General features: G+C 56.9%; 11 protein-coding genes. 9 read left to right on the top strand and 2 right to left on the bottom strand.

Translation table 11 applies throughout. The features are described 5' to 3' along the window. Positions 1-311: 311 nt before the first annotated feature. The 7 genes from EPN93_10240 (at position 312) to EPN93_10210 (ending at position 7,794) form a co-directional block, all read left to right on the top strand. Positions 312-1,442 carry an SH3 domain-containing protein gene (locus EPN93_10240; GenBank protein ID TAL35509.1) on the top strand — a complete coding sequence of 377 codons (1,131 nt, stop codon included), beginning with the start codon at positions 312-314 and terminating at the stop codon, positions 1,440-1,442. A 123-nt stretch (positions 1,443-1,565) separates the two neighbouring features. Continuing rightward, positions 1,566-2,207, top strand: coding sequence for an N-acetyltransferase (locus EPN93_10235; protein TAL35511.1), 642 nt, complete (start codon positions 1,566-1,568; stop codon positions 2,205-2,207). A 275-nt stretch (positions 2,208-2,482) separates the two neighbouring features. Continuing rightward, entirely contained in the window at positions 2,483-2,959 is a 477-nt protein-coding gene (locus EPN93_10230; GenBank protein TAL35508.1) for a hypothetical protein, read from the top strand. Between the two features lie 3 nt (positions 2,960-2,962). Then, complete coding sequence (locus tag EPN93_10225; GenBank protein ID TAL35507.1) at positions 2,963-3,295, top strand: hypothetical protein; 333 nt, start codon at positions 2,963-2,965, stop codon at positions 3,293-3,295. Positions 3,296-3,361: 66 nt separating this feature from the next. Then, the gene (locus EPN93_10220) at positions 3,362-4,804 is read left to right on the top strand and encodes a hypothetical protein (protein TAL35506.1); all 1,443 of its coding nucleotides are present in this window, start codon (positions 3,362-3,364) and stop codon (positions 4,802-4,804) included. A 12-nt stretch (positions 4,805-4,816) separates the two neighbouring features. Next, complete coding sequence (locus EPN93_10215) at positions 4,817-6,454, top strand: glycoside hydrolase (protein TAL35505.1); 1,638 nt, start codon at positions 4,817-4,819, stop codon at positions 6,452-6,454. 23 nt (positions 6,455-6,477) lie between these two features. Then, complete coding sequence (locus tag EPN93_10210; GenBank protein ID TAL35504.1) at positions 6,478-7,794, top strand: hypothetical protein; 1,317 nt, start codon at positions 6,478-6,480, stop codon at positions 7,792-7,794. A 58-nt stretch (positions 7,795-7,852) separates the two neighbouring features. On the opposite strand, the gene EPN93_10205 is transcribed toward EPN93_10210, so the two are convergent. Continuing rightward, positions 7,853-8,695 (bottom strand): alpha/beta hydrolase, encoded by an 843-nt coding sequence (locus EPN93_10205; GenBank protein ID TAL35503.1) that lies wholly within the window; start codon positions 8,693-8,695, stop codon positions 7,853-7,855. Continuing rightward, positions 8,692-8,958 (bottom strand): hypothetical protein, encoded by a 267-nt coding sequence (locus EPN93_10200; protein ID TAL35502.1) that lies wholly within the window; start codon positions 8,956-8,958, stop codon positions 8,692-8,694. Before EPN93_10200 ends, EPN93_10205 begins: the two co-directional genes overlap by 4 nt. 343 nt (positions 8,959-9,301) lie before the next feature. On the opposite strand from EPN93_10200, the gene EPN93_10195 reads away from it, so the two are divergent. Beyond that, positions 9,302-10,912 (top strand): diguanylate cyclase, encoded by a 1,611-nt coding sequence (locus EPN93_10195; GenBank protein ID TAL35501.1) that lies wholly within the window; start codon positions 9,302-9,304, stop codon positions 10,910-10,912. 289 nt (positions 10,913-11,201) lie between these two features. Then, positions 11,202-13,007, top strand: coding sequence for a long-chain fatty acid--CoA ligase (locus EPN93_10190; protein TAL35500.1), 1,806 nt, complete (start codon positions 11,202-11,204; stop codon positions 13,005-13,007). The last annotated feature ends 126 nt before the right edge of the window (positions 13,008-13,133 follow it).

The raw sequence follows: 13,133 nt of genomic DNA, 5'->3' as shown, positions 1-13,133 counted from the left end.
TCCACTTCCCAGGGGCTTTCTATTCCCAATAAATGATTGTAAAATTCTTCCAGAGTCTCTTTCATATCTTCAGTATCGTCATTTTGTCAGTTTTCCACACGGTTTCCTGAAGCGCCAAATATTTTAAGCTCAACATCCGTGTTTCGTTTGAATATTATAAAAGAGGCGGGGCGACTGCATATAACACAGCATCATACGATTCGTCGCTGTGCCCTCGGCCTACGCGCCCAAGATATGAAAACGGGCGCCCCGGAAAATTTTCACCTTCGCTATCGCTACGGTGAAAACGTCGTATACACCAGGGACGTTGTGTGCCAAAGCTAAAAATGGAGGTTCTAGTGAGAACTATTAGTCTTACTCTTGTTTTTGTGCTATTTACAATTGGATGTAAAGCGAATCCTGCTGATAAAAATAAGAACAACGGTCTTCCACTGTCTCTAAGTATGAATATGTATGTTTCAACGAAAAACGGCATTAAAATTAGAGAACAGCCCACATTGGATTCAAATGTTCTTAAAGTATTACCATATGGGGCTATGTTAATACTTCATGAAGCTCAATCAACAGAAATTAATATTGATGATAAAAATGGATTCTGGGTTCGAGTTGCATGGTACGATTTACGCGGTTGGGTTTTCTCTGGCGACTTAAAAATTAATCCTGATTATGAGATATTCAAACACCACGAAATTGGTGGTTTTCTGAATGGAGATTTGCCATTCATCCTTTATGAGAAACCTGATATCCTAAGTCGTCGAATAGCTGATTCAGTAGATAATGTTCAAATTGAATCAATCAAAATAGAAATTGAAAAAGTAAAATATATACCGATCAGATGGGCTGAAGTTACAGCACGTACTTCAACTGGCAAACAAAAAGGATGGATTTATAGTTCGCAACTGGTTACTGGTGATGAAAGCATTTCAAATTCCGAAACAGTCGATAAAAAAATTATAAAAACAGTTATTGACGATGCCAATGCCAAAATATGTGAACTTAATGTAATTGGAGAAATACGAATAATCACTTTAAATCCGAAAACAAACTCCGGAAGTAGCTGTAGTGGTTATGGTGAATCTCGATGTATAAATATAATTTCAAAAAATGGAAAAGTGATTTATACAGATTTCAAAAATAAATCCATCGGATATTTAGAAAAAGTAAATAATGAATATGCCTTTTTCTATATTCAAGCAGGCGAAGGTAGACCTTGTGGCGGTTTTTTTAAAAAATATACAACAGTAATAAATATTAATACTTTGGAAATATATAGAATTGAATCATACAATGAAACATCTTGCTTGAGGTGTATTAAAAAAGATGACAAAGAAGTCTGTTTAAATGATAAATACAAACAATCAGAAGAAGTAAAATATTTCAATAGTAAGAATGAATTAATTAAAAAAGAGGAAGTACCAATAGAAATTTTAAGTGAGCTTTAGCACCTAGCAATTAAACTAAGATGAATAAGAAAAATTATATCTTGGGGCAGTTTCGCAAAAATACCGTCAATTAGACGCTATCATTAGCTGGACGCTTCGCGCAGAATAGGAGATGGCATGAAAATAACAATTCGTCTGGAAAATGAACAAGATTATTCTAAAGTCGAAGAATTAACAAGAGAAGCATTTTGGAATTTATATGTTCCTGGATGTGATGAACACTATTTATCTCATATATTACGCGATCACAAAGACTTTATTAAAGACCTTGATTGTGTTGCGGAAATTGAAGGAAATATTGTTGGTTCAATTATGTATACAAAATCCATGCTTATTGGAGAGGACCAGGAAAAGGTGGAAATTGTTTCATTTGGTCCTTTTTGTGTCCACCCAGACTATCAAAGGAAGGGAATTGGTACGGCGCTGATTGAAAAAACAAAAATGATAGTACAAGAAAGAAATATTCCGGCAATAATAATTTATGGTGATCCTCACAATTATTGTAAGCATGGATTTAAAAATGGAATTGATTATAACGTAAGTAATATGGATGGAGAATTTCCATTGGGATTACTTGTATTGGAGACGCGGCCTGGATTCTTCGGAAATAAAAAATGGAAGATTAAGCAAAGTGATGTTTATAATTTTGATAATAGTCAAGTAGCAGAGTTTGATAAAAAATTTAAGGAAAAGGAAAAGAGCGTCCAATATAGCCAGGAGCTATTTAAAATGCAGATTAGATCATACTTGAAAAATTTCAGCTAACAACCGCTTCAACCTGAGAGTTGGGAAACCGCGAATGAACGCCAATGAACGCGAATTTGGAGAAAGATATTCGCGTCTATTTGTCTTTATTCGCGTGCATTCGCGGTTCTCCTTCCGTTGTTCGGTAACAGTAATTCGGCGGGGGCTGCTACACCACCCATAAATTCCCCAAAAAATTCTTATTGCTAAAAACGCCCATCCCGACACACTTGATAGTGCAAGACGACGTTACCTCTTGCTCATTTCCGTCACACACGCAGATACGAGGCATTTTTATGATGCGCAGATTAACCGGTTTCATGGCGGCGCTTGTTCTCCTGTGCGCCGTCGACTGCTCGCGGAAGCCCCATGTTGAATGGTCGGACACGAGCCCCCGGGTGAATCTCACCCACATTTTCCACGGGGAGATCAACGAGCACGGCAGGCCGGTGGGCTACCATTCGAGGCCGGGCGGCGGCGATCCGGGGGACGCAGGAGTGCTCGAAAAGATACAGGGTCCCAACAGGAAGAACGTCTACATGGCGCAGGTCTGGGTGGGCGCGAAGGACAGGAAAAAAATATCCACCTTCTTCCCCGATTCCATGAAGAAGGAAGAGGTGATCCAGGCGGTCCTGCACGCGTATCGCAACAGGACCTCCTTCAAGGCGTATAAGTTCAACGGTCCCTCGGGAAGGGGTTTCACGATCGAGGGCTACGTCATGGACAACGGCGATATCAATACCGCCTACCCGATATACCGCGAGGAACGCTAGGTCATGACCTTCGACTTCTTTTACGATTCCGACGGCGATGCGCGCGCGAAAATGGACGGGCCGCACGAGCGCGCCGGGGACTACCTGGAATCGGACATCCAGGGGAGCGCGGCGCAGGCAAAACGGATTCTCGCCGCGGTGGACGATATCCTGGCCGGGAGGCTTGAGCGCTTTCAGGAAACCGGGAACGCGAATACCCTGGTGCTTTCGGTGAAGGATGTGCGCATCATCCCGGAATCCGGGGACGCGCCGCCCCTGTACATGGATATCGCCGATTTCCGCGAGCTCGTCGCCGCGTGGCTGCGATTCCTGGAGCTGTCTTCCCCCGCCGAATAGCGTATCGGCCCCCTCCCGCCTCGAAACTACGCGCTTCGCGCCGATACGCGTCCCGGCGCGGGACATGTGCTTACTGAACGTCAATTCAATTCCTCTCTTGACAATTCGCGCGTGCGGTGCAAGAATCCCGTCGTGCGGTTCGCCATGGCTTCCCGGGTAAAAGCGACCTTATACGGAGGAATCATTATGACAGCGCGTGTGCGTAATCGCATCATCATCGCGGCGGGTATCGCCGTGCTTATCGCCGTAACGGGATTCGTCTGCAAGCCCGGTGACGCCGGCGGCGGCTACGGGCCGTATTTCACCGGCATGAACGCCTCGCTCAAGGCGGCCGGCATCGCGCAGCCGCGCGCGGCGCTCGACATGGACCGGCTGGATGCGAATATCGCGCTGGTCACGCGCGCCATAGTCCCGCCGCTGCGCTACCGTATTGTCATGAAATCGCTTCCCGCGCCGGACCTGCTGCTCTATATCATGAAAAAGGCGGGTACGAAAAGGCTCATGCCCTTCCACCTGTCGCACATGAGCGAGATGCTCCGGCACGCGGGCCCCGGGACCGATATGCTTCCCGGCCGCCCCTTTCCCGTCGCGGCGGTAGAGGCGTTCTACGACGCGCTTCCCGCGCACCTGCGCACCGAGGCGCTGCACGCGGTGCAGTGGCTCATCGATTCGAAGGAAAGGCTCGCCGAGTACCGGGACTTCGCCGCGCGCAGGAACCTCACGCTTCGCGTAAATCTTGAAATAGACGTGGGTCTGCACCGGGGCGGCGCGCGCGCCCCCGAAGAGCTCGCCCCGCTCCTCGATCTCATAACCGCGAACCCGGGCCGTCTGGTGTTTTCCGGGTTCATGGGATATGACGGGCACGTGACGCACGTGCCGTTTTTCATAGGTTCCAGGGAATCGGCGATCAGGAAGGAATTCGCGAAGGTGATGGTGCGCTACGCCGCGTTCGTGGATTACGGACGAAATAAATTTCCCTCGCTTTTCACCGGGGACCTTTCGTTCAACGGGGGAGGGAGCACGACGTACTCCCTGTACGACGCGTCCATGCCGGTGAACGACGTGGCCGCCGGCTCGTGCCTGGTGATGCCTTCCACCTTCGATACCTTCACGCTCGCGGGGCACATCCCGGCCCTTTTCCTCGCCGCGCCGGTGCTCAAGAAAATGGATGGGTTCGGCGTGCCCTTCATAGAGGCGTTCCATTCGGTCGTCGCATGGTGGGACCCCAATACGGCCCTGACGTTCTACGTGAGCGGGGGCGGATGGTCGGACATCATCCTCGCGCCGGCGGGCGTATCGATCAACGCGCTCACCGGGAGCCCGCCCAACGAGAACATGCTCCCCTCCCAGGGCATGTTGAACGGCTCGAAAAAGGTCGCGCTTTCCGTGGGAGATTTCGTCTTCTTTCATCCCCTGCAGGGGGACGCCCTTATGCAATTCGACGAGGTCCTGGCGCTGCGCGCCGGAAAAATCGAGGCCAGGTGGCGCCCGTTCGCGTCACGCCTCTAGGAGGAGTTTTCCATGAAGGGGAAGAAATTACTTATCGGTGCCGGTGTCGTCTTCGTTTTTTTCTTTGTGCTCGTCAGGGTGGGGGTCTGGAACTCCCGCGGGGGATTCTCCGAGTTCATCAAGGGCCAGTCCGCACCCTCGCTCGTCCTGGAGCGCCGTGACGCCTCCCTGCATCCCGGTGCTGCTCCCGAGAGCGTCGTGCGCGTGCGCATAGACGCCGCGAAGCCGGTCAACACGGTCGACCCGGAATTCATATCGTTCGCGATCGACAGCTCGCAGCTCGTGGGCGGGAAATGGTGGAATCCCAAGGCCGACCGCGTGGAGATGGGAGGAGGCGAAAAGCACGCCCCCGTATTCGATTTCAACAGTCCGAAAATGGACATTCTCGCGCGCGGGCTCGCGCCGGCCTACCTGCGCATAGGCGGCACGGAGGCGGATAGAATATACTATGACATGGACGACGACGGGAAGGAGCGCAAAGCCCCGCCCGCGCGCTATGAGTCGCTTATGAACAGGAAGCAGTGGGACGAGGCCCTGGCGTTTAACGCGCGTAACGGGCTCAAGTTCGTGTTCACCCTGAACACGGGCCCCTCGTCGCGCAGGCCGGACGGGAGCTGGGACGGCGCGAACGCCGAATCGCTCATGGCCTACGCGGCGAAGCGCGGCCAGCGCGTCGCGATATGGGAGTTGGGCAACGAGCTGAACCTGTTCTGGTACGCGTACGGACCGTCCAAAACGGTGAGCGCGGAGCAGTACGAGAAGGACCTCGCGTCCCTGCGCGCGCTCGCGAAGAAGCATCACCCTGCATCGTTGTGCACGGGGCAGGCGAGCGCCATCTGGCCCGTCCTGGGTGAGCCCCTGGGTCTCATATTCGGAACCCAGGGGCCTTACCTCGCGCGCGCCGGCGCGCTCTTCGATGTCGTGGGCTGGCACTATTACCCGCAGCAGTCCCGCAGGGGACCCGTGGGTTCGCGGCGCGCGTACCCGGCCCGCCTGCTGGATCCCGGTTACCTCGACGAGGCCGGTCACTGGGCGGCGCAGGTCACAAAACTCAGGGATGCATACGCCCCGGGCAAACCCGTGTGGCTGGGCGAGACCGGGAACGCGCAGTACGGCGGGGAGCCGGGCGTATCGGACGTCTATATCTCCGGGCTGTGGTGGATGGACGAGCTGGGGCTCCTCGCGCGCTCGGGCCACGCCGTGGTGGTGCGCCAGACCCTGTGCGGCTCGAATTACGGGATGATCGACCAGGAGACTCTCACCCCGCGTCCCGATTACTGGAACTCGCTTCTCTGGAAACGTTTGATGGGCCGGAAATCCTATAGCGTCCAGGTCGAAGGCGAGGGGACCTCCAAGGTACGCGTGTATGCCCACGATTCGCCCGGGGGCGGACTGTGCGCGCTCGTGATCAACCTGAACCATGACCGGGACGCCGCGGTGACCTTCCCGGCGATGAAGGACCGTAAGGTGGTCGTGTACCGCCTGAACGCGCCCGACATCCTGGGCCCGGTCGTGCTCCTGAACGGCGCGCCGCTCGCGGTTACGGGCGACGGAACGCTGCCGACGCTCGCAGGCGAGGAGCTTCCGGTCAAGGGTGAGCCGGTAGTAAAGGTGCGCCCCCTCTCGTATGCGTTTGTCCGGTTTCCGTGAGCCGGGGGAAGCGGGGGCAGGCGATGAAGCGTAAGAGAAAGGTTCTGATACTGCTTCTCGCCCCCTGCGCGCTCTTTCTTTTTCTCGAAATCGCGGTCAGGGTCGTCATCGACCTTCCCGCGAAGACCGATTTTTACGCCTCGATACGCAGGGACGAGATCCCCTTCTACCAGGAGAAATTCGGGGTACGGACGAACTCCGGCCCCGACTGGATCCACCTGGGATGGATCGCCGACCCGGAAAAACAGCGTTACGCGGTATTCCGCATTGAGCCCGCGGGCGAGACGCGTGTCGCGGAGACGCGCTACGGGAGCTGCCTCGTGGAAAACCTCGAGCCGGGTTCCCGGTACCTGTTCCGGGTGCAGTCGGGCGACGGCGCGTTCGATCACACCGTGGCGTGCGCAACCGCGCAGCACCGCCGGGCGGCGGCGATGACCCCCCGCATCGCGTCCGCGTGGCGCCCCGTGTTTCGCCCTTCAAAAACGGGCGACTACCTGAACGATCACACGGTGTTCCGCTCGCACGACGGCGTGTGGCATATAGTGGGCATCACGGCCTTTGGCGAGGGGGATTACGCGAAGGAAAAATATTTCGCGCACGGGGTATCGCGCGAGTTTCCCCCGCCGGAGGGTTCCATGATGGAGGAGCGCGACCCCGTCGCCGATTTCGGCCGGCTCGCGTGGGCGCCCCACGTGATCGTCGAGGACCGGTACTACCTGTGGTTTTCGCCGCACCGGGCGTACCTCGCGACGAGCACGGACGGCTACGCCTGGAAGGAGGAGGGCGATCGCTCCTTCCTTCCGCATAATCCGCAGTTCCGCGATCCCATGGTATTCAAGGTCGCCCAACGCCAGTGGCTCATGTACGCGACCGCGCGCGACGGCTACTATTCCTCGGTGGACGCGTACCAGTCGTTCGACCTCGCGCACTGGCAGTATATCGGCCCCGCGCTTGCGATGGGGTGGGGCGCGGAAAGGGCGGGGGCGCAGTCCTCCGCCGAATCGCCGTTCGTGTTTGCGCATAACGGCAGGTACTTCCTGTCGGTGACCTACAACAACGATTCATTTTTCTGGAATCCGCTCTTGCTGTCGCTGGGCGTGTGGCCGGACCGGGGCTCGTACAACGAGACGCTCGTCCTGCGCAGCACGAACCCGTACTCGTTCGGCACCTACCGCGGGAAGGGGAACTCCCCGGCGCTCGCCGCCGTTCTGGAGGCGCACGCACCCGAATATATTTTCACCGGCGGGAAATGGTACATTACGACCGCGGGCTGGCCGTGGGTCGCCTCGCTCACGAAGGGCGAGGTCGCCGTCGCCGAGCTCGATTGGAAGGAGGATTGATCGAGGGGCGCCGGGGGGTATGGGGGGCGTTTTTTGACTTGTGGGTAATGAGTAGGTCTCAATCGGGCTCGCCGAGCACGCGCTTCATCCACGCGATGATCGTCCCCGGGTAGCGGTGCCGGTGCGTATAGAGGAAATGGGTGCCGTGGACGCGGCCCTCTTCCATCACGAATTTCATGAGCGGAAGCGCGCCCGATGCGCCCGCAGCCATGCGCGTGCGCCAGATGTTTTCCATGACGGCAACCGGATTGTTGCAGTAATAGTCCCCCGTAGAGCACACCTGGAACACAGGCGCCGGTGACGCGCTAGAGAGAAGCGTGGAGTAGGCCTGCGTGACGCTCTGGCCGTAACTGTCTCCGGGGGACATGAGTATCAGACCCCTCACGCCTTCAGGGTGCGCCAGGAAATACTGGAGAATGAGAACGCAGGAATAACTGTTTCCCTCGAGGAATATTTTTCCGGTATCGACCCACGCGCCATGATCCTTCTCCACGGATCGAATACCCCCCCGGATATCGTCGAACGATCCCCAGTACATATTGCCCTCGTTCGTTTCCCAGGAGCGCGTCTGCCCGCGGTACGAGAGCGAATCCCCGTGACCGCGCATGTCGATCACGAGCACGCTGCAAAATTCCAGGGTTTCGCGCCGCACGGGGTAGTAGGTGCGGTCCGCCTGGAGCATATGGATGTCGATGAGCAGGGGGCGGCGCGCCCGCGGTGAGAGGGAGAGGGTGGCGTGGATTGTCCACCCGTCGGGGGTTTCGTAGCGCAATTCCACGGGGTAGCCGTACCGGCCTTCGCGCTCGCCCGTGTGCGCATATTCCGGCGCGTCGCAGCCCGCCGCGGCGGCAAGCAGCACGCCCGTCACCATGCACGCGCCGATAACGGCCCGGTGTATCAACGCCCGTCCTCCTTTTCCGTATTTTTCAGGTAGTGTGTGAGCGACCACCGGTCGTTCGATGAATCGTGAAATACCAGGTAGATGCCGCCGTCGTCGCACCGGAGCTTGAAATATTCCCCGCCGGGGTCGTACCACCGGTCGAGGATTTCCCGAACGGCGAGCTCATGATCGCCCATCCTGATACGGTAGGGACGTTCCCCATCTCGGTATCCGGAGTGGGAGAACACCTGCAGGGTGAAGCCCGTGTCAGTCGGATCGATCATGTCTTTTTATATACCGGGGGTGCGCCCCGGCAAAGCAGAATTTTCCGCGCGCAGCACCTTCGCAGACGACGGCTTCAACTGTTTCGCGAGGCCGGAAAACGGCGCAAATTCCCGGGAAAAGTATTTTGTTGCTGACGCGGGGCCGCCGCCTCTGTATGCTTGTGCTGCCGAAAATGGGAGAAATGCAAATTTTCATCGCACACCCCGCGGAAGCAAGCCGTGATCGCGCGAACGGGCGCATCGGCGACCCCATGCCCGCGGCGCGCGCCGGGGAGGGCGTCATTGTGCGCGCGGGGATGGACGACCCGGACACAGGCCGCCGATCGCGACGGAGCGGGCCGGTATGAGTTTCCAGGGCGCCGAACTGTTCTATCTATTAAACCTGGTCTTCGTGGTGGCATACTCGACCGCCATGTTCATGTACCTGGGCCGTCATGACATGAGGGCGTCCGGGGCGCGGTCCCTCCAGCAGGTGCTCGTGGGCATCATTTCCTGGGCCTTCTACGATTCCATCATGGCCAGGATGGGAAGGCTGGCGGACCCGGAGACCGCCTTTCTCCTGTTTCGCGTGCTCAGCTTCATGTGGCTCGCGTTCGGCGGCCTGGCGAGCGAACAGATCATTTCGCTCATCCGGCCCGTGGGCTGGAGGTTGCGCACGCTCATTTATCTGCCCTACTTTTTAATGTACCTGTCGCACATCGCCTTCCCGAACTATACCAGCGCCGCCGTATATGGAATCCCGGGCGGATGGGACTCGTATCCCGGCCCCTGGCAGATGGTTTACAATTCGCTGTGGATGGGCATGTTCCTTTTCCTCGCGGGCTGGCTGGCCGTTTCGGTACGGCGCGAACGGGACCCGAACGCCAGAAGCGAAAAAACCGTGCTCCTCGCCGGGGTGGTGCTGGCGATGGGGGGACTGGGCCTTTCGAGGTTTCTACTGCAAAAAATGGGCCCCGGATTTCCCGCGCTGGGAAACGTCTCGATGGCGCTCTATGCCCTGGCCGCGTTCGTTGCTCTCAAGAAATACGGCAGGGTGATTTCGCACCGCACGATATACCGCACCACGGTGAACAGCATCCCCAACGGCCTGGCCCATGTACATGAGGGACTCGTCACATGGACGAACACCGCGTTCCTGGAGATGCTGGGAAAATCGGAGGCACAGACGGTGGGCAGGCCGATACGCAATCTCCTGAACGATGCCGGGATGCAGGCGGATGGAGCCGGCGAGGAAGAATCCGGAGCGCGCGAACTGCCGCGTGACGCGGTGCTTCACCGGGGCGATTCCTATCTCATGGTTTCGTCGACGCCCCTGGACCCGGACGACCCGGAACAGGGAACGCTCTTCGTGCTCACCGATATCACCGACCGCGAGAAGGCCGCCGTCGCGCGGGAGCATTTCATCCGCGAGCTGGAGCGCCTGTCCAGCATGGACGGGCTTACGCGCGTGTACAACCGCCGCTTTTTCGACGGCCGCCTGGAAGAGGAATGGTTCCGCCTCCAGCGCAGCGGAAGGCCGCTCTCGCTTCTTATGCTGGATATAGATCATTTCAAGAACTACAACGACGCCTACGGCCATCAGGCGGGCGACGAGTGTCTCCGGGAGATCGCGCGCATAATCCGGCAGAACTGCAAGCGCGCCTCCGACATCCCGGCGCGCTATGGCGGGGAGGAATTCGCCGTCATCATGCCGGAGACCGAGGCGGAAGGGGCACGGGCGGCCGCGGACGCGATACGCCGGGAGGTCCAGGAATCCGGTATCGTTCACGCGGCGTCGCCGGTTGCCGGCATGGTGACGATCAGCATCGGTGCGGCGACGGTATTTCCTACAAAGGAATTCGAGCCCGGGAGTATCGTCGCCCTCGCCGACGATGCGCTTTTTAAAAGCAAGCGGGCGGGCAGAAACAGGGTTACCGTCCGGGAAACGGCGGGATCCCCGTCCCCCGGGGAATGAGTTTTCCCACCCGGGCACGACGGATCGGCTCCGCGGTGAATATTTTACTTGCAAAAAAAGGCTTTTGTTGTATGAGTACTCATCTCCCCGTGAGATTCCAGGAAAGTTCGTTTTCAGGGTTTTATCCCGACCACATTCGCGGACGTTTACATCGTATAGTGTATGGCACGGCACAAATGCACATCCGTCCCGCCGGGGGGCGTGACGCGCACCGATTTAACTTGAACGATCCGGGCACCATCGCCCGATCTCTCACGAATACAGGGCAATTAACCAGGAGGAAGACGCGATGAGGGAGTATACGCTGGACAAACCGGACAATCTCGTTGAGATGTTCGAGGATACTTTATCCCGTTTTGGCGACCGGGAATGGCTGGGCACCAAGAACAAGAAGACTAATTCATACGAATGGGTCTCCTACCGCGAAGCGGCGAAAAAGATTGACGCCATCCGCGGCGGTCTCGCCAAGATAGGAGTCAAGAAGGGCGACGGGGTCGCCATCATCGACAACAACAGCGTTGAGTGGGCCGCATGCTGCTACGCCTCCTACGGCCTGGGCGCGCGATTCATCCCCATGTACAAGGCGGAGCTCCTTAAAATCTGGAATTATATCCTTACCGACAGCGGGACACGCGTCCTCTTCGTCAGGGACCAGGAGATTTTCGACAAGGTGAAAAACTGGACGACCGAGATCGAGTCGCTCAAGAATATCTTCCTGATCGAGGGAACCGGCCCCGATTCGCTCGCCGAGCTCGAGAAGCTGGGCGCGGACAATCCAGTCCCGGCCATTCATCCCGGCCCCGAGGATATCGCCGGGCTCATCTACACCTCGGGCACGACCGGGGAGCCCAAGGGCGTGCTCCTCTCGCACGCGAATTTCAGCAGCAACGTGCATGCCTGTCTCAAGAACATGCCCATGCTCGACCAACATACCCGCACACTGTCGTTTCTTCCGTGGGCGCACTCGTACGGCCAGACCGCGGAGCTCAACACCCTCATGCGGATGGGCGGCTCATGCGGATTCGCCGAGAGCGCACAGACGATCGTGGACGACCTGGGGCTCGTGAAACCCACGCTGCTGGTCGCCGTGCCCAGGATTTTCAACCGCGTATACGACGGTCTGCACGCGCGCATGAACGACGAGGGAGGGCTTGCCAAGACGCTGTTTTTCATGGGAAAAAATTCGGGACAGAAAAAACGCGATCTCGCCCGCGAAGGGAAATCCAGTTTCCTCGCGAATCTCAAGTTCGCGATCGCCGATAAAATCGTCTTCTCGAAGGTGCGTGCGCGCTTCGGAGGGAACCTCAAGATGACCCTGAGCTCCAGCGCGGCGTTGAGCCCCAACATCGCCGAATTCTTTTTCGATATCGGTCTTCCCATCTACGAGGCATGGGGAATGACCGAGATATCGCCCGCGGGTTCGGCCAATTCGCCGCTCGCGTACAAGATCGGGAGCGTGGGCAAGGCCCTGGACAAGGTGACGTTCGCCATCGACAAGACGGAGACCGGCCCGGAAAGCCGGGACGGGGAGCTTGTCGTGTACGGCCCCAACGTGATGAAGGGATACCACAACAAGCCCAAGGAAACCGCGGAAACCATGACCCAGGACGGGGGGCTTCGCACGGGCGACCGCGCCTACATAGACGACGACGGCTTCCTGTATATAACCGGGAGAATCAAGGAGCAGTTTAAGCTGGAGAACGGAAAGTTCGTATATCCCGCCGCGATCGAGGAGGAAATCAAGCTGATTCCCCTGGTGGAATTCGCGATGGTCTACGGCCTCAACATGCCCTACACCGTGGTACTCGTGTACCCCGATTTCCTCGTGCTGCAGAAATTCGCGAAAGAGAACAATCTGCCGGAGGCCCCCGCGGAGCTCATAAAGGAAGAAAAGGTCGTGAAGCTGTTCGAAAACACGATTAGCGGGCAGTTGAAGGGCAAGTTCGGCTCGTACGAGGTCCCCAAAAAGATACTTCTCATGGCGGAGGGCTTTTCCGTAGAAAACGGGATGCTCACGCAGACGCTCAAGCTTAAACGGCGCGCGGTGCTCCAGAAGTACCAGTCCGACATCAACAGGCTCTACCAGACGAAGTAATTCGTGTGCCGCACCGGCGTTCGCCGGAATAGTGAAACCACACGGGGGGCGCGGGAAACCGCGCCCCCTTATTTCAGGCGACGGGTGGTGGGAAGTTATACGAAACAGCCCGCCGTTGGACGGCGT

The organism is Spirochaetota bacterium (genome assembly GCA_004297825.1).
Lineage (GTDB): Bacteria > Spirochaetota > UBA4802 > UBA4802 > UBA5368 > FW300-bin19.
Note: the sequence above shows the minus strand (reverse complement) of the source record. Positions and strands in the feature narration are given on the sequence as shown.

What these genes read in the sequence shown, in the direction of transcription:
- EPN93_10225 (TAL35507.1), top strand. Translation starts at nt 2,963, where the DNA reads ATGACCTTCGACTTCTTTTACGATTCCGACGGCGATGCGCGCGCGAAA.
- EPN93_10210 (TAL35504.1), top strand. Translation starts at nt 6,478, where the DNA reads ATGAAGCGTAAGAGAAAGGTTCTGATACTGCTTCTCGCCCCCTGCGCG.
- EPN93_10195 (TAL35501.1), top strand. Translation starts at nt 9,302, where the DNA reads ATGAGTTTCCAGGGCGCCGAACTGTTCTATCTATTAAACCTGGTCTTC.
- EPN93_10200 (TAL35502.1), bottom strand. Translation starts at nt 8,958, where the DNA reads ATGATCGATCCGACTGACACGGGCTTCACCCTGCAGGTGTTCTCCCAC.
- EPN93_10230 (TAL35508.1), top strand. Translation starts at nt 2,483, where the DNA reads ATGATGCGCAGATTAACCGGTTTCATGGCGGCGCTTGTTCTCCTGTGC.
- EPN93_10215 (TAL35505.1), top strand. Translation starts at nt 4,817, where the DNA reads ATGAAGGGGAAGAAATTACTTATCGGTGCCGGTGTCGTCTTCGTTTTT.
- EPN93_10190 (TAL35500.1), top strand. Translation starts at nt 11,202, where the DNA reads ATGAGGGAGTATACGCTGGACAAACCGGACAATCTCGTTGAGATGTTC.